This window comes from Geobacillus zalihae (genome assembly GCF_030414215.1).
Taxonomy (GTDB): Bacteria; Bacillota; Bacilli; order Bacillales; family Anoxybacillaceae; genus Geobacillus; species Geobacillus zalihae.
The window spans coordinates 2,378,665-2,395,026 of the sequence record NZ_CP129217.1; the positions used below are offsets into that span (position 1 = coordinate 2,378,665).

The following is a 16,362-nucleotide window of genomic DNA, read 5'->3' on the forward strand; positions in this document are numbered from 1 at the left end:
GCTTCATTGCAACAAGCAAGCGAATGTCAACACGGCTCCATCACACCGGCGTTCGCTTGCTTCCTTTTATCGTTGATGGATGCGATCATGCTGAAAAAATGGAGTGACCCCTTATGACGTTGTTTACTAGCCTATCGTGGTTTTACGCCAAACAGATGGGAAAAAGCATTCTCTATATGGGAACCTACACATTTTGGTTCATCATGCTGATGATGCGCTTTCTCATTCGCCAGCATGATTCCTTTGGCAAGACGGATTATGGAAACTTTGTCGGGGAAATGACGTTAATCGTCCAAGCAGCCATGCTACTGTTTATGGTGTTTTTTTATAAGTTGTTCTCTGATGAATATCGATTTGGCGCCAATCTTTTGTTTGCCGGCTCACTGCGCATCACGGCGTTGAAAATCGCCGCCTTGTTCGTGAATCACTTGCTGTTTCTTTCATTCTTCACCGGTCTGCAAGTTGTACTTGTATGGCAGTTTTACCGCACATGGGGTCTTCCCTTTTCTTCGTTGTATACGGAAACGGCGTCGTACATTGCGGTGTATTGGCTCTTGCCGTTCGTATTTGCCTTTTTTCTTGGTATTTTCACTGCTCTATTGTTTGGGAAAAATCGATTAAGCTTTGCCTGGATGATGGTCATTTGGCTGGCCATCGGCCCGATGAATACACAATTGTTTTCTCGTTATTTCCATCGCATCCCCTTTTCTGACATCCGTAGTTTGTTCTACATCGGTCCGTTGAATATGGACGATGTATTTCGTGACGTCGTTGGATACAATGTCAGCCTTCCGACGTACATGAAACTATTGTTTTGGATTCTAACGTCGATGATGGCGGTATGGGCCATTCTTTGGAAAACGGCCCGCACGACAAAGGAGAAAGCGGCCATTATTACAGGTGTCGTTTTGCTTTTAGCGGGGGATGCTTGGTTGTTTCCGCATCTTTTCACCGGAAACAAACTGGTGTTCAGCTACGCTGATTTGGCTAAAGAAAACGTTTACTACCAAACTCACAATCCAACCATCCAACCAAGCACATTGCACTATTCGATTGAACGGTACGACATTCAGCTGGAGGCCAAAAACGGTGTCCATGCGAAAGTGAAAGTGACCTTGCGGCAAATTCGGGGCGACACGCTGTCGTTCGTGCTTTATCATCATTTTTCTCTGAAGCGAATCACCGATCAAACCGGAAAACAGCTGCCGTTTATTCAACAGGGGGATGTCATCACGGTCAAACGTTCACCCAATCGCTTGACCGACGAATGGACATTTGAGTATCAAATGAACGATTCCGCGCAAATTCCGATTTCACCGCACTATTTGTTTTTGCCGAGCGATTTCAGCTGGGTGCCGACAAAAGCCGAACATGCGCCGTTTGCCTTTGTGAATGTTCATTCCAGTCCGGTGCCTGTATCGATGCAACCGAGCCATCCGATCCGCTATACGTTGTCGTTTCACGGAACGGCGCCGTTTTATACGAATTTGCCGCGCCGAAGCGACGGAACGTACGAAGGAGTTGTGTCCGGCGGCATTACAGCCGTAGCGGGAATGTTTGTGAAGGAAAAAATCGGGCCGTGGCAGATCGTGCACCCCGCCGATTGGCCGAATCTTGAGCGGGATTGGCCGGTTTTCGAACGTCATGTACGGCGCATCCACCATGACATCGTGCAGATGTTCGATTTAAAAGAGGCAAAGTTGCCGACGAACATCGTGTTGCTCGCTCCCCATGGTGAACAACGGAGCGTATATAGCAGCGATCATTTGCTTCTTCAAATTGATACGCCATATTCCCTTCGCTCCCAAGAAGGAACATTGATGTATTTGCCGGAAATCATAACAGAAGGACTTCTTTGGAGGGGAGTACATTCATCGATGCAAAAAGAAGTGTTTCAAGAGTTGCTGGCAAGATGGTTCCAACAACAATTAGCCCTTCCCTATTCCGGAGGAGATTTGACGTTTGATTTGACTTTGTCAGTCGACTCTCCTGACGTGAAAACAGAGGAAGTGCTGAGGCAGCTGTCTGGGGAGTATGAACGCTTATCCGATGAGAAAAAACAAACATTTTTGGCTTTATGGTACAAACAAATGAGAGAAGGAGCAGATGGCAGCTGGGAGAAAGTGATACAACTCATCCGCATGGTTCAGGAGGGACAAACATGATCCATGTATCCAGCGTCACGAAACGAATCAAAAAACAACTCATTTTATCGAACGTATCGCTCTGCATAGAGGGGATTTACGGGTTAGTCGGACCGAACGGAGCCGGCAAGACGACATTGATGAAAATATTGGCCGGCTTGACACCCATGGATGAAGGGCAGGTGGCGATCGACGAACGAAGCTGCACCAAAGGAAAATATGTGAAAGCTCATGAACGGATCGGTTATTTGCCGCAAGATTTCATGGTTTATCCAAACATTACGGTCGAAGAAGCGCTTGACCATCTCGCTTTATTGCAAGGAATGATGGACAAAGGCGAACGGCACGCGGCCGTTGCCGAAGCAATTCAAAAAGTGAACTTGAACGGCCATGAGACGAAAAAGATGTCCGAGCTGTCCGGGGGAATGCGGCGACGGGTGGGAATTGCTCATTTATTGACGCGAAAGCCGTCCATCTTGCTGTTTGACGAGCCGACGGCCGGCTTGGATATTGAAGAGCGAATCCGCTTTCGCCATCTGCTCAAACAGCTTGGTTCCGAGCATACGATTGTCATTTCTTCGCACATTGTGGAAGACATTGAGTTTTTGTGCACCAAAATTGGGGTTTTAAAACAAGGGCAAGTGTTGTTTGAAGGCACGCCGTCTGAGCTGAAGTCCCGCGCAAAAGGCTGCGTATGGGAATATTGCATACACCCCGAAGAATTGGATGACTTGATCGCAACGCGAGAAGTGGTGCAGCTTCTCGAAGAAGAGGATGGCATTCACGCGCGAGTATTTTCCAAAAACGGGGGAACAGGGGGGAGACGGGTGGCGCCGCGATTGATCGACGGATATTTGGCTGTTGTCAGGAGAGGGGAACCAAGATGAAAGCTTACATCGAATGGATGCGAACCGCATTCGTGTTTGACCGCAAGACAATGGGCGGAGCCTTTTTTATCCCACCAGCGATGTTCATCCTATCTCTGTTGCTTATTTTGCTTGTTCCCCGCAAATCGCCAAGTATTTACGACAATGTGATTATCATCCAAGGGCTGTTCATCCCGTTTTCCGGCTGGTGCCTCATCTATCGGTTCGGCGAACTGTATGAAGACGGAGCGCAAGAGACGCTTGTCCCTTACTATAGGCAATGGGTTTGGATCGATATTGTACGTTATTCTTTCATCCATTTGTTGGGGGTTGTCGTGCTAAGCGGGGCATTCATGTGGAAATATGGAGTTTCTTCTTTGTCTTTTTTGAATCTCATTCATTTCATTCTATTGACGTTCTTTTACCTATTTTTCAGCACTGCCTCCCTTGTTCTTACAAAAAACACCAATATCGCACTGACAGTCATTTTTATTTATACGGTGCTTGAAGTGGCCACATTAGGAACGTTCATGCCCTGGCCGCATATCTTTTTGTTCGAGCCGCCGGTTTGGGAACCGATGCTCATCAACAAATTCATCATGTTAACGCTGTCCATCTTTCTAGCAGCATTCATCACCATTGTCTGGATCAGCAAAGGAGATCGGAAACCTCAATAAAAGCAGATAGGGGATCATTGACGTTTGGCGGCAAATAACGGCTTACCATCCAAACGAAAGGCTATGCTTACAAATTGATCAATTGGTGGCCCGACAGCGTCGTCGCCTCCACCAACTGGCTCAATCCTGGTCAAGAAGAAACGCGCAGTTTTCCACAAACCAAAGACGATAAGTATTATGGCCAAATTGTTGGCCAAACGGTTGGTTCAAGAGGATACGTGACCATTACGGTCAAATAACGATGCCGAATCCGGATGATGAGGAAGTCAGGGATACGCCTAAAAAAGAATGCGGAGATCCCTGACCGCATTTTTCATTTGTCAACTTCTCAGAAAGAAAGCGGTTGATCGGTGATGAGGTGGAAATGGCTGTTTGTTTTTTATTGGAAACGATTGTTGAAAAGCAAGTTATACGTTGGCGCCAGCATCCTATTTTTTGTTTTGCTGCTTGTCAGGTTCGTTTTATTCTTTTCAGACGATATGAATGCAGGCATGGAATACTCTGGAGATTTGCCTTCTGAAGTGTTCATGCTTGTTCAAATCGTTTCGCTCTTTTACATCGTATGGTTCTACTTTCTCTACTCCAACGAGCTTCGTTACGGCGTTTCGTCATGGTTCGCCGACGGCTACCGGATTTTGCTGGAGAAAATGAGCGCCTTGCTGGCGGTTCATGCGCTGTGCCAAGGGATCATGCTGATGATGAGCTACGGCGTTTTTTCACTCGTGTATCTCTTCGTTGGGGTGGAGCCTTCGGATCTGTATTGGTCGCTGCTTCGGTTTCTCGCCGTCTACCAGTTTGGACCGCTCGTGCTCACCGTTCTGTACGGCGTCATCATCGCGCTGCTGTTGGAAACGAAAAAGGTCAGTTTTTTCGCTATGTTGCTTGTATGGATCCTGACCGGCCCGATGACGACTGAGCTGTTCATCGATTTGTCCCAAACCGTTCATGCCCGCGACTGGACGTCGCTGCTGTTTATCGGAAAACACGCCATTCAACAGGCGTATGATTCCTACATCGGGTTTGAGGTCGACCGCGGCGGGGAATGGAAATGGGCCGCATGGTTTCTTTCCCTTGTCGGGTTGGCGTTGTTGTCGTCGATCCGCTTTACGCAGACGAGAAAGGAGCGAAACGCCGTCTTGAAAGCATTTCTCGTCTTCCCGTTTCTGATCGTCCTAACCGCCTACCACTCCTTGCAAACGAACACCAAGGCGTTCACTCGGGCCGATCAGACGACCGAACTCGAGGAATACCGCCAGATGAAACAAGAGACGAAAGCCGATTTGCGCTACCGTATCCAGTCGTATGACATTTCTTTGCATGGATCGCGCGCGGTCGTGCGCGTGGCCTTGTCCCAGTTGGACACGAACCGGCCCACGTTTCAACTGTACCATTTGTATCCGCTCCACTCGATTGAAGCGGACCACCAGCCCGTCACGTTTACGAGAAACGGCGATCTCGTGACCGTGCGGCTGCCGAAACGCACCTCGACGCTCACCTTTTCCTATGAGATCGTCGATACGGCGCTCATTCCGTACACGAACGGCCGCATCGTCCTGTTGGCGGATCGGGCGTGGTATCCGAAAAGGAGGGCTTCGCACATGTATCGGGCTTATGAATATCGGGTGGCGGGAACGAGAGCTTGGGATGGGGCGTTCACCGATCAATTCGTTCCGAATGAAACGTACACCTTTACCTTGAACGTGGACGGCGATGTGCTGTTTTGCAATGTGCCAAAGCGGGGGACGGTTTACCGAGGGAAAGCGCAGGCGGTCACCTTGATCAAAGGGCAAGGGCATCAACTCGTCGATCAAGGATATGAGATCACCTACCCCGCTGACTGGCCGCACATGGCGGAACGGGCGCCGACGGTCATCCGCCAGTTAAAAAAAACGTTTCATCATGTACAACAAATCGCATCCACGGCGGTTTCATCGCTGCCGAACAAGATTGTGTTCTCCAGCTCGGGGCTATCCTCGTTTATGGCCCATGACCATCTTGTCTATAACACGAATTTTTTTTCGATTGGCACCTATCATATGGAACGAGATTATTATGAAAAAATGCTCCGTCTTTCGGTTCCGCCGAAAGGATCGCGGATCATGTACAACGAGTGGATTTCGCTGGCCACCCGCTGGCTGATGCAAAAACAAGGCCTTTCGGTGATCGACTGGAGCTCCAAAAGCGAGTGGTTCGAGTCGCAGCCGTCATCCGTAAAGAAGCAAATTGAAGCCATTTATCAGGCGTTTCAGCCGCTGGATGTCGACCAAAAGCAACGATGTTTGCGGACATGGTATGCGAACATGGACGACGGTTGGACATGGGACCGCATCTTGGAGATGATGCAGGAGGTGAACGGCGTTGGCGGTCGTCATTGAAGGATTGACGAAAATCGTGAAAAAGAAGCCGATTTTATCCGATGTCTCCCTCACCCTCTCCGGCGTGTACGGCTTGCTGGGGCCAAACGGCGCCGGCAAGACGACGTTGATGCGCATTGTGGCCGGACTGTTGGAGTTCAATGCCGGACGGGTGTCGCTCGGAGACGAGCCGATCAGCACGGGCACGAGAGTGAAGCGGGTGAACGAGATCGGCTATTTGCCGCAAGAGTTTATGATGTATCCCGAGCTGACGATGTATGAAGTGCTTGAGCATCTCGCTGTCTTGCAAGGGGAACATCCCGCCGCCTGCCGCTCCAAAATCGAGAAGGTCATCGAACAAGTCAACTTGTCTTCGCACCTCAACAAAAAAATGCGCGAGCTGTCCGGCGGCATGCGGCGGCGGGTGGGCATTGCCATGCTGCTGCTTCGGGAGCCGTCCATCCTCCTGTTTGATGAGCCGACGGCCGGGCTTGACATCCGCGAGCGCGTGCGGTTTCGCAATTTGTTGAAGCGGCTGGGGCACGATCATACGATCGTCATCTCTTCGCACCTTGTCGAGGACATTGAATTTCTGTGCACGAAAATCGGGGTGTTGGACCGCGGCGTGGTGCTGTTTGAAGGCAGTCCCGATGAGCTCAAGCAAAAAGCCGCCCCTTATACGTATGAGTTGGAGGTGCCGTTTGCGGAACTCGACTCGATCATGGCCGCCAACGAAGTCGTTCAAATGAGCGAAGAGCCTTCCCACGTCGTCGTGCGCGTCTTGTCCGAACAACCCATCGGCCGGCCTGTCGCCCCGCGGCTGATGGACGGATATTTGGCGTTGTTGAAAGAGGCGGAAGCGCATGGATAAAAAAACGATCGCCCATCATTTTTCTTTTGACCGCCGCTTGCTCGGCCGATTGTACTGGTTTCCGTTTCTCGTGTATGGGCTGTGCGTCGGGTTGATGGCGGTCTTGTCCGCCCGCTCCGACGAACCGTTTTTGCCGTACACCGTCATCCAAGGCATTGCCGTGCCGATCGCCGGATGGCATCTCGTCTTTTTGTACCGCCATTTGTACGACGAAGGGGCGAAAGACGCGTTGGTATGGCATTACCGGAAAGCGGTCGTCTTCGACTTGGTCCGCTATGCCGTTTTGCATGGGGGATGCATCGCTCTTCTTGTCGCGGCGGTCATAGGGATTCAAGGAACGATGTTTCTCACCGCTCCCGTGTTGGGGCACCTGTTTCTGTTGTTTTTGTTTTACCAGTTGATTGGGCTTGCCTTGTTAGGCGTCTTTGGCAGCCTGGATGTCGCCTTGTCCGTCATCGCGGTCTATACGTTTATGGAAGTCGCAACGCAAGGAACGTTCATGCCGTGGCCACATCTGTTTTTGTTTCAAGCGCCGGCCGATTCGCTGTCCCTCCTTCTCCCCATGATGTGGCTGGGGGCGGGCATTGTGATCGCCGCCGTTTTGATTGGACGGGAGTTTTGGTAAACGAGGGCGGAACCCAACAGAGGAATGTGGGGGCTTGCTGGTGTGGTCTCCGTTCGTTGGACACACCCGTACAGCCCCCACCTCATCTCCCCGATACGGGACAGACCATCCTAAACAAAAATAGTTTATGAGCGGGCTTTGTCATCAATCGTCTTCTCGTCGCGCTCGATTTCGCGCCGGATCGCTTCGTTCAGCGCGTCGAAAAAGAGCACATCACATGAGTAAATGCCGACAATCTCGTCAAGATCCTCTTTGATTTTCCACTTCTGTTTTCCGGTCTAGTCAATGCACAAGTCAATGTCCGAGTTGTAGCGGGCCATGCCGCGCGCCCGCGAGCCGAACAAAACGACTTTTTGTATATCTTCTTCGCCCGCGAAATACGCCATCAGCCGTTCAAACACGGTCGGGCTCATTCCATACATCACGGTCGATCACTTCTTCTTTGATGTTTTGCAGCAGCGCTTCGATTTCGTGGACATATTCATTCATCTGAAATCAAACATGCTCACTTCAGAAAACAGTGAACAGACTAAATCACTTCTAACGATATTTGATGCAACATATCGAGATCTTGCGTCTGATAAGACGGAAGGAACTCGCCGTAGACACTTATATTTACTTTGCGCTGAGGAAAAGCCTCAACATGAATTGATTCAATTCTCGCCATATAACGCCCGTTGTTTTGAATAAGGTTAAACATAAACTCGCTATAGAAAGCAGGAATATACCCTAGCTTACACCCTTCATCTGTTAACACTTCTACTGCTTTAGAATCTTGCCTATTCTCCGGCTCTAACCGAAAATGCACCTCATCTCCCACTTTAAGATGTTGAACCACTTGATCTCCCTCATAATACCTCCAACCGGCGACATAAAAATCAAAATCGAAATGATTTCCCCATACATAAATTGGCGCTACAAATTCATAAGAATCTGTCGCAAGTTTACCACCAGTCGCTCGCAACATATCCATATCTGTACAATCGCGCGGCAAGCCGTATGTCCGCAAAATTTCTAAAAAATCCGGACGGCGCCGGTCAGGCAAACGCCGCTCAAAAGGCCCGAACAATCTGTTAGAAACGTATTTTTTTCCTATATCCGGAAACGACAAATGAGGTTGATAACCGTTTTCTAGTGCTTCGAACAGTCCTCTTCTCTTCCTGCTGCGTTCATAATAAAATACATACTTATCCCCATCGTGTAATAAGTTTCCAATATGATATCGCTGCCGAGTACATTCATTTTGCCAAATTAACCAAAGCACAAAAGGGCGCATCGCTTATTTCACCTCCATATACCAATTTACGAGCCATTCTTTTCGATACTGTAATAATTTTAATACCCATTCTTTGTAAATTTTACTCATGACATTTTCTGAAACACCATCTAAAACAGTTGTGACTTGTTGCTCATTTATTTGACTGATACGATCAATTTCCTTCTTCATTTCTTTTGGATACAATTCATAAATGAAACTTAGTAATTCTTTATATTTAGGCTTCTTCTTATGAGGAAGTCCGATTAAAGAAAAACTCCGATTTGTAAAAGCTTCGAACATTCTCTGATCTTGAAACATTTTTAGAATACGTTCTTCCTTCAATTGGTATCTTAGCGACGCCCCGTTATCATATATATATAAGTTGTAATAAAGATTTTCCGATTGCTCGATTCTGTTTTCCTTCATACAAGTCAGTTTGGTAGAATGCGGCGGGCGCTCTACTGGATGTAAAACAAAGTTTCAACTTATATAGGTGCAAGCTTGCAGCTAGTGTGGTGAACAATAATCCCCCAGTTATCACAGTGACGATCTTGATTGGCGATTAGCGCGTCAAATACAGGGATTTGGACAAATTCTTTTTCAAGATGAAATCCAGACAACACTTTTATTACATTCAGAAAATGATAATGTTTTAAATTGCGGCGATCAAAACTCTCTTCAATTGTAAAGAACAAATCGCCACCTTCATAAAATTCCTCATTATATAAGACGAAATTTTCAGATAAAATACCTATTGTTCCATCGTAAACAGCTAAATCGGCCTTCATCATATCTAACCCTATATGTTGGCCGATTTTGGATGCAACAACCTCTGCCCACGCTTCCCCAGTATTTTCCTTAGGAATTTTAAATAGGCTCTTCACCAAAAGTTGTACTTGATTTTTTCTGAACATACTCTATTTACGCTTGTGAGGGAAAATCAACAAATCAGTGATTTTTGCACATCTTTGGGCAGGAAACCGTATTGCTTGTCAAGTACATGTTGTGGTGAAGAGCCTTTAAATAGATACCGACGTTTATTATCTGGATTAATTAACCAAAACTTCTCTCTTGTCCCAGAAGCTTGCCGCTCCTCATCTTTTTTCCAATGACTAACATCATATAACTCCATAAAAGATGATCCTTTTTTTAGTTTTTGGTTTTTGATAGAAACAAGAGAAAAAGTTGATCGCAAGAGAAGCCTGCTAAAATGATGATCATATGCACTGCTGTTTGCCTGTCTCTGATCTCTTTTTATATTATCACAAACAATAATGGTCATGCAAAAACCCGAAGTCCCTTTTCGAACTTCGGGTTCTCCTTTCACACTTCCTCACAATATTCATCGAACAGCGCCTGCAGCTTTTGCACGACAGCGACCGGTTCGTGCCCTTCGATGTCGTGTCGGTGCAGCATGGCGCACAATTTCCCGTCTTTTAACAAGGCGAACGACGGCGAGGATGGCGGCTCGCCGACAAAATATTCGCGCGCGCGGGCGGTTGCTTCTTTGTCTTGGCCGGCAAAGACGGTCACCAAATGGTCCGGGCGCTTGTCGTAGTGAACGGCATGGGCCGCTGCGGGACGGGCGATGCCGCCGGCGCAGCCGCATACGGAGTTGATGAGGACAAGCGTGGTGCCCGGACGGCGGAATGCCGCATCGACGTCTTCCGGCGTGCGTAGCTCTTCAAATCCGGCTTCGACCGCTTCACGCCGCGCTTGTTCGACGATGTCGTGATAGAGCGGAAATTGAAATTGGAACATCTCAACACCTCCTTCGGTTTGCCTTTATCATATCATACTTCGCCGCCGAGGCTCCGTTCGTATGCTTCAATCAGCTCGCGGACGGCGGCGGTGACCGGCTTGGCGCCGGAAATGACGCTGTTCTCGAGCATCGGGAGCTTTTCTTTCACGATCGGGTCGGCGAAAAAGCGCGTTTCGATATATTCTTTGATCATGGCGTGCATCCAGTCTTTTTGCTGCTGGCGGCGGCGGTCAAAAAAGACGCCGGATCGCTTTGTCGTTTCGACAAACGTTTGAATGACGCGCCACATGTCGGCGATCCCTTCGCCCAACAGCGCCGAGCATGTGTATGCTTTCGTCTCCCAGCCGGGCGTGGCCGGGCGGAGGTAATGGAGAAACTGGTTGTATTCGTTTTGCGCCATCCGCGCTTTTTCTTTATTATCGCCGTCCGCCTTGTTGATGACGATGGCGTCGACCAGCTCCATGATGCCGCGCTTCATGCCTTGCAGCTCATCGCCGGCGCCGGTTAAGGCGAGCAGCAGGAAAAAGTCAACCATCCCGCGGACGACAAACTCGCTTTGCCCGACGCCGACCGTCTCGACGAGGATGATGTCATAGCCGGCCGCTTCGCACAGCATCATCGTCTCGCGCGTTTTCCGATGCACGCCGCCAAGCGCCCCACCGGATGGAGATGGACGGATGAAGGCGTGCGGATGGCGGGCAAGCGCCTCCATCCGCGTTTTGTCGCCAAGGATGCTGCCGCCGGTCAATGAGCTTGTCGGGTCGACGGCTAACACCGCGACACGGTGCCCTTGCTCGCATAAAAACGTGCCAAACGCTTCAATGAACGTGCTTTTTCCCGCCCCCGGCACGCCGGTGACGCCGATGCGAATCGAGCGGCCGACGTGCGGAAGCAGTTCATTGAGCACTTGCTGGGCAAGATCCATATGCCTAGACGCATTGCTTTCGACAAGCGTAATCGCCTGCGCCAAAATGGTGCGGTCGCCGGCGAGCACCCCTTGGACGTACTCTTCGACCGACCGCTCTTTCCGTCTCACGACCCGCTTTGGCGCCGGCGGGCGCTCGGCTTGCACGTACGACGACAAGCCATTGTCGTCCGCCCATTCCGGGCGCCGCGGCTGCCCGTCCGAAGCTGCGCTCTGGCCGCTTTCCTGTTCCCGCCGTTTCTCTTCGCCGTTCATTGGTTCACTTCCTCATAGCCAAGCCGGGCGTAAATTTCCTCCAACACCTTTTCCGCTGACTCCGGAATCACGGTTCCCGGCCCGAAGATGGCGGCGGCGCCGTGCTCATACAAAAACGCGTAGTCTTGCGGCGGGATGACGCCGCCGACAAAAACGAGAATGTCGCCGCGGCCGAGTTTTTCAAGCTCCGCCACAAGCTGCGGCACGAGCGTTTTATGCCCGCCGGCGAGCGAGCTGATGCCGACAGCGTGCACGTCGTTTTCGACCGCCTGGCGCGCCGTTTCTTCCGGCGTCTGGAAGAGCGGGCCGATGTCGACGTCAAATCCTAAATCGGCAAACGCCGTGGCGATGACTTTCGCCCCGCGGTCATGGCCGTCCTGCCCCATTTTCGCGATCAAGATGCGCGGGCGGCGTCCTTCGAGTTCGGCGAACTGCTCAACCCGTCGCTTCACCCGTTCCAGCTGCGCTTCGTTTTTGTATTCCGAGCTGTAAACGCCGCTGATCGAGCGGATGGCGGCGCGATGACGGCTCGCCACTTTTTCGATCGCATACGAAATTTCCCCGAGCGTCGCCCGGACGCGCGCCGCTTGGACAGCAAGCTCGAGCAAGTTCCCCTCGCCCGTTTCCGCCGCTTTCGTGATGGCGTCAAGCGCCGCTTCGACCTGCTCGTTGTCGCGCGTCGCCTTTAGCTCGTTCAGCCGCTCGATTTGCCGCTGGCGCACGGCGGTGTTGTCGACTTCCAAAATGTCGATCGGCTCTTCTTTTTCCGGGCGGTATTTATTGACGCCGATGATCGTTTCCGCTCCTGAATCGATGCGCGCTTGGCGGCGGGCCGCCGCTTCTTCGATGCGCATTTTCGGGATGCCGGTTTCAATGGCTTTCGCCATCCCGCCTAAGCTTTCGATTTCTTCGATATGCGCCCACGCCCGCTTCATCAACTCGTTCGTCAACGTCTCGACGTAATACGAACCGGCCCACGGGTCGATCGTCCGACAAATGCCCGTTTCTTCCTGCAAGTACAGCTGCGTATTGCGGGCGATGCGCGCCGAGAAGTCGGTTGGCAAGGCGATCGCTTCATCCAAGGCGTTCGTATGGAGCGACTGCGTATGCCCCATCGCCGCCGCGTGCGCCTCGATGAGCGTGCGCACGACGTTGTTGAACGGATCTTGCTCAGTCAAGCTCCAACCCGACGTTTGCGAATGCGTCCTGAGAGCGAGTGATTTCGGATTTTTCGGATTGAACGTTTTCATCATTTTCGCCCACATGAGGCGCGCCGCCCGCAGTTTCGCCACTTCCATAAAGTAGTTCATGCCGATCGCCCAGAAAAACGACAGCCTCGGCGCGAACGAGTCGATGTCAATGCCCGCTTTCAAGCCGGTGCGCACGTACTCAAGCCCGTCGGCGAGCGTGTACGCCAGCTCCAGATCGGCCGGCGCCCCGGCTTCCTGCATATGGTAGCCGGAAATGCTGATGCTGTTGAACTTCGGCATGTATTTGGCCGTATAGGCGAAAATGTCGGCGATGATGCGCATCGACATCTCCGGCGGATAAATGTACGTGTTGCGCACCATATATTCTTTCAAAATATCGTTTTGAATCGTGCCGGACAGTTTGTCTTGCGTCACTCCCTGCTCTTCGGCGGTGACGATGTAAAACGCCATGATCGGGAGCACCGCCCCGTTCATCGTCATCGACACCGACATTTGGTCGAGCGGGATGCCGTCAAACAAAATTTTCATATCGAGCACCGAATCGATGGCCACCCCTGCTTTGCCGACGTCGCCGACGACGCGCGGATGGTCGGAGTCATAGCCGCGATGGGTGGCCAGGTCAAAGGCGACCGACAACCCTTTTTGCCCCATCGCCAAGTTGCGCCGATAAAAGGCGTTGCTCTCCTCGGCGGTCGAAAAGCCGGCGTATTGGCGGATCGTCCACGGCCGCACGACGTACATCGTCGGGTACGGCCCGCGCAAGTACGGCGGCAAGCCGGGCATAGAATCAAGAAAATCAAGCCCATCGATGTCTTCCTTTGTATAAAGCGGCTTCACCGCAATGTGTTCGTTCGTCTGAAACAACAGCTCATCGATCGACGCTTGCACGCGCCGCTCCACCGCGTCTCTCCACTGTTTCTCATCCACATCGGCCGCTATGGCGGAAAGCGTCATGTTGGCAAAATCAACGTACTTCGCCATCAAGCGCCACCCCTCTTTCCGTTAGAAACGCCACGATCACCTCGTACGCGTTCGAACCGAGATGAATCGATCCGTCCACGCCCGCGTCCGCGTACGTTCTCTCAAGCTCTTCCGGCGGCTTTCCGGCGACATACAGCTTCGCGTTCGGCTTGGCTTGCTTAAACGCCCGAGCCAACGCTGGAACGAACGCCGGGTAATCGTCATCGGCGCCGCACACGATATAATGCGTCCCGCTCGTGCTTTGCACCCATTCGACCGCTTCCGCGACCGAGGCAAAGCCATCGCTCCGCTCAGCCGCCACCCCGCCGGCCGCAAACAGCCCGGCGATGAAATCGGCGCGCGCCTGATGGCGGACAAGCGGCCCGATATTGATCAAGTGAACGGAAAGCCGGCTTCCCGTGCGTTCGGCATACTCCTCGGCTGCCTTCCGCAGCTGCTCAAACGGCTCGGCCAAGCGCCATGCGTGAATCGGCGCAATGCGGATGGACGCGTTTCCGTCAGCAAGCGCCGCTGCGATCTCCCGAGCGGTTGCTCGACGGCGGGCCGCACGAATCGCCGCTTCCATCCACTTTCCGCCGACAAGCGCGCTGCGAATCTCGGCCACCCGCTTTTCATTCAGCGGCGGCGCCACGTTCGCTGCGTCTTGCTTCGGTTTTTCGACCGGCGTTTCCTCCAAATTGGCGTACACGTTCGTGCCAACGATTCTTTCCTTCCGCGTCTTGACACGATCCAGCCGCCGCTTGGCGACCGCTTCCACTTCCGTCTGCACGAAGCCGTCTTCGAGCGCCTTCGCCATGCCGCCTTTTTCCTCCACACGCTGGAACAGCTTCCACGCTTCTTCGGCGAGCTTGGCGGTCAACGTTTCCACATAATACGAGCCGCCTGCCGGATCGATGACGTTCGCCACATGCGCCTCTTCGAGCAAAATGAGCTGCGTGTTGCGGGCGATGCGCCGAGAAAACTCATCGGCGAGTCCGATCGCCTCGTCAAACGGCGACACGTGCACGCCATCGGCGCCACCGACAACGGCCGCAAACGCTTCCGCCGCCGCTCGGAGCATGTTCACATACGGGTCGTACACCGTTTTCGTAAAGGGCGACGTGCGCACATGCAGCTCGATCCGCCTTGCTGATTCACCGCCGCCAAACGCCTCCATCACTTGAGCAAACAACCGCCGCGCCGCCCGCAGTTTCGCGATTTCCATAAAAAAGTCCGCCCCAACCGCAAACGACGCTTGCATCCGTGTCGCGATGTCATCCACCGTCAGCCCCCGATCCAGCCCGGCGCGGATGTACTCGACCGCCGCCGCCAGCGCAAACGCCAGCTCCTGCACGGCGTTCGCCCCGCCGTTATGGTACGGCTCGCCGCGCACCAAAATCGTGCGGACGGCAGGCATCTGTTCCTTCGTCCACTTCGTTGCTTCCGCCATTTCATCATACAGCCGCAAAAGCGAACACGGGAGCGTCCCCTGTTCCGCCCACGCTCCGAGCGGATCCATGCCGATCGCGCCCCGTACGCTCGATAGCGGCACTCCCTGTTCCTTAAAATAAGCGACAAGCAGCGCCAAAAACGAAAGCGACCGCGCCCCGGCGTCCACACGGAGCGAATAGCGATCGAGCGGCACGCCATCAAACATCGCCGCCACATCATCAACCGACTCGACGGCAAACGGCAGCCGACCAAGGGCAAGATGGATTTCCGTCTGCCCCCGCTCCAAGTCGTGCTTCACTGCCTCGTTCCAGTCGGACGGGCTCGCTGCCGAAATCTCCTGGCTCACCTTCCACGGCTCGCCCCGATACCCTTCCGGCCGCGCCCCGCGCACATAGCGGCCAAAGCCCGGGTACTGCTCAAGCGGGCCGAGCGCCTCCACATCGCGGCGCGTATAGAGCGGTTTGACCGCAATGTTTTCGTACGTCATCGATACAAGCCGCTCGAGCGGCTTGCCTTTCAGCGACTTTTCCGCTTCCCGCTCCCACTCCTCCACCCTCGGAGCCGGAAACGCCGCTTCCTTCATCTTTGCGACATCGCTCATTCCGATCCCCCTTTGCCTTCCAGACATAAGAAACCGCTTTCTTTTCAAGCCGCACCTTTCCCTCTCGAACCCGTCTGCTCAGAACGAAACGCTGATGACGCTTCGTGTGGGAAAAAACGGTTTCTATGTTTATTGTAGTACATCGGCCGCGTTTGGGCAATGAACAAAAAGGCAAACAACTTGCTGATGCCACCATTTCGCCATGAAATGGAAAACAAAGCGGTCAAAAAAACATGAACGATCCCGAAATGGCTCGATGACTTGGCGAAACAACACCATCTCAACGATTCACAAATCCTCCAAGAAGCCCTGAAAAAACATGAAAGGAAGAGGGCGTTGTTGCATGCTCTCTTGGACGATGCTCCCTCGTCCCCCTCCAAATCGCCGCTTAGCGAAAATCT

General features: G+C 52.3%; 14 protein-coding genes and 2 pseudogenes. 7 read left to right on the plus strand and 9 right to left on the minus strand.

Going from position 1 to position 16,362, the window contains the following annotated elements; translation table 11 throughout:
- Positions 1 to 113: 113 nt before the first annotated feature.
- The 6 genes from QWV57_RS12015 (at position 114) to QWV57_RS12040 (ending at position 7,537) form a co-directional block, all read left to right on the plus strand.
- Positions 114 to 2,165 (plus strand): LTA synthase family protein, encoded by a 2,052-nt coding sequence (locus QWV57_RS12015; RefSeq protein ID WP_301099929.1) that lies wholly within the window; start codon positions 114 to 116, stop codon positions 2,163 to 2,165.
- Positions 2,162 to 3,031: an ABC transporter ATP-binding protein gene (locus QWV57_RS12020; RefSeq protein ID WP_020279884.1), complete on the plus strand. Its 870-nt coding sequence runs from the start codon at positions 2,162 to 2,164 to the stop codon at positions 3,029 to 3,031. The genes QWV57_RS12015 and QWV57_RS12020 overlap by 4 nt, the downstream gene beginning before the upstream one ends.
- Positions 3,028 to 3,687, plus strand: coding sequence for a hypothetical protein (locus QWV57_RS12025; protein ID WP_081133343.1), 660 nt, complete (start codon positions 3,028 to 3,030; stop codon positions 3,685 to 3,687). The genes QWV57_RS12020 and QWV57_RS12025 overlap by 4 nt, the downstream gene beginning before the upstream one ends.
- A 353-nt stretch (positions 3,688 to 4,040) precedes the next feature.
- Positions 4,041 to 6,062: an ABC transporter permease gene (locus QWV57_RS12030; RefSeq protein ID WP_301102088.1), complete on the plus strand. Its 2,022-nt coding sequence runs from the start codon at positions 4,041 to 4,043 to the stop codon at positions 6,060 to 6,062.
- Entirely contained in the window at positions 6,046 to 6,912 is an 867-nt protein-coding gene (locus QWV57_RS12035; RefSeq protein WP_081133370.1) for an ATP-binding cassette domain-containing protein, read from the plus strand. Before QWV57_RS12030 ends, QWV57_RS12035 begins: the two co-directional genes overlap by 17 nt.
- Positions 6,905 to 7,537: a hypothetical protein gene (locus QWV57_RS12040; RefSeq protein ID WP_060787673.1), complete on the plus strand. Its 633-nt coding sequence runs from the start codon at positions 6,905 to 6,907 to the stop codon at positions 7,535 to 7,537. Before QWV57_RS12035 ends, QWV57_RS12040 begins: the two co-directional genes overlap by 8 nt.
- A gap of 125 nt (positions 7,538 to 7,662) precedes the next feature.
- Here the strand turns inward: QWV57_RS12040 and QWV57_RS12045 are convergent.
- The 9 genes and pseudogenes from QWV57_RS12045 to QWV57_RS12085 all read right to left on the minus strand — a co-directional run bounded on the left by QWV57_RS12045 (position 7,663) and on the right by QWV57_RS12085 (position 15,961).
- Positions 7,663 to 7,959 (minus strand): annotated as a pseudogene (locus QWV57_RS12045) (nucleotidyltransferase family protein).
- 107 nt (positions 7,960 to 8,066) lie between these two features.
- On the minus strand, positions 8,067 to 8,813 hold the full coding sequence (locus QWV57_RS12050) for an HIRAN domain-containing protein (RefSeq protein ID WP_020756988.1): 747 nt from the start codon (positions 8,811 to 8,813) through the stop codon (positions 8,067 to 8,069).
- 3 nt (positions 8,814 to 8,816) lie between these two features.
- Positions 8,817 to 9,113 carry a HipA domain-containing protein gene (locus tag QWV57_RS12055; RefSeq protein WP_223810927.1) on the minus strand — a complete coding sequence of 99 codons (297 nt, stop codon included), beginning with the start codon at positions 9,111 to 9,113 and terminating at the stop codon, positions 8,817 to 8,819.
- Between the two features lie 167 nt (positions 9,114 to 9,280).
- Complete coding sequence (locus QWV57_RS12060; RefSeq protein ID WP_020756257.1) at positions 9,281 to 9,709, minus strand: HipA domain-containing protein; 429 nt, start codon at positions 9,707 to 9,709, stop codon at positions 9,281 to 9,283.
- Positions 9,710 to 9,735: 26 nt separating this feature from the next.
- The gene (locus tag QWV57_RS12065) at positions 9,736 to 10,077 is read right to left on the minus strand and encodes a hypothetical protein (protein WP_223810928.1); all 342 of its coding nucleotides are present in this window, start codon (positions 10,075 to 10,077) and stop codon (positions 9,736 to 9,738) included.
- A 41-nt stretch (positions 10,078 to 10,118) separates the two neighbouring features.
- Complete coding sequence (locus QWV57_RS12070) at positions 10,119 to 10,556, minus strand: BrxA/BrxB family bacilliredoxin (protein ID WP_020756259.1); 438 nt, start codon at positions 10,554 to 10,556, stop codon at positions 10,119 to 10,121.
- A gap of 32 nt (positions 10,557 to 10,588) precedes the next feature.
- A complete protein-coding gene (meaB, locus tag QWV57_RS12075; RefSeq protein ID WP_081132470.1) occupies positions 10,589 to 11,737 on the minus strand; it encodes a methylmalonyl Co-A mutase-associated GTPase MeaB in 1,149 nt (382 codons plus the stop codon).
- The gene (scpA, locus tag QWV57_RS12080; protein WP_033004858.1) at positions 11,734 to 13,929 is read right to left on the minus strand and encodes a methylmalonyl-CoA mutase; all 2,196 of its coding nucleotides are present in this window, start codon (positions 13,927 to 13,929) and stop codon (positions 11,734 to 11,736) included. The genes meaB and scpA overlap by 4 nt, the downstream gene beginning before the upstream one ends.
- Complete coding sequence (locus QWV57_RS12085; RefSeq protein ID WP_301099930.1) at positions 13,913 to 15,961, minus strand: methylmalonyl-CoA mutase family protein; 2,049 nt, start codon at positions 15,959 to 15,961, stop codon at positions 13,913 to 13,915. Before QWV57_RS12085 ends, scpA begins: the two co-directional genes overlap by 17 nt.
- A 186-nt stretch (positions 15,962 to 16,147) precedes the next feature.
- On the opposite strand from QWV57_RS12085, the pseudogene QWV57_RS12090 reads away from it, so the two are divergent.
- Positions 16,148 to 16,282: pseudogene (locus tag QWV57_RS12090) on the plus strand (type II toxin-antitoxin system HicB family antitoxin); the annotation flags it as partial.
- Positions 16,283 to 16,362: the final 80 nt, after the last annotated feature.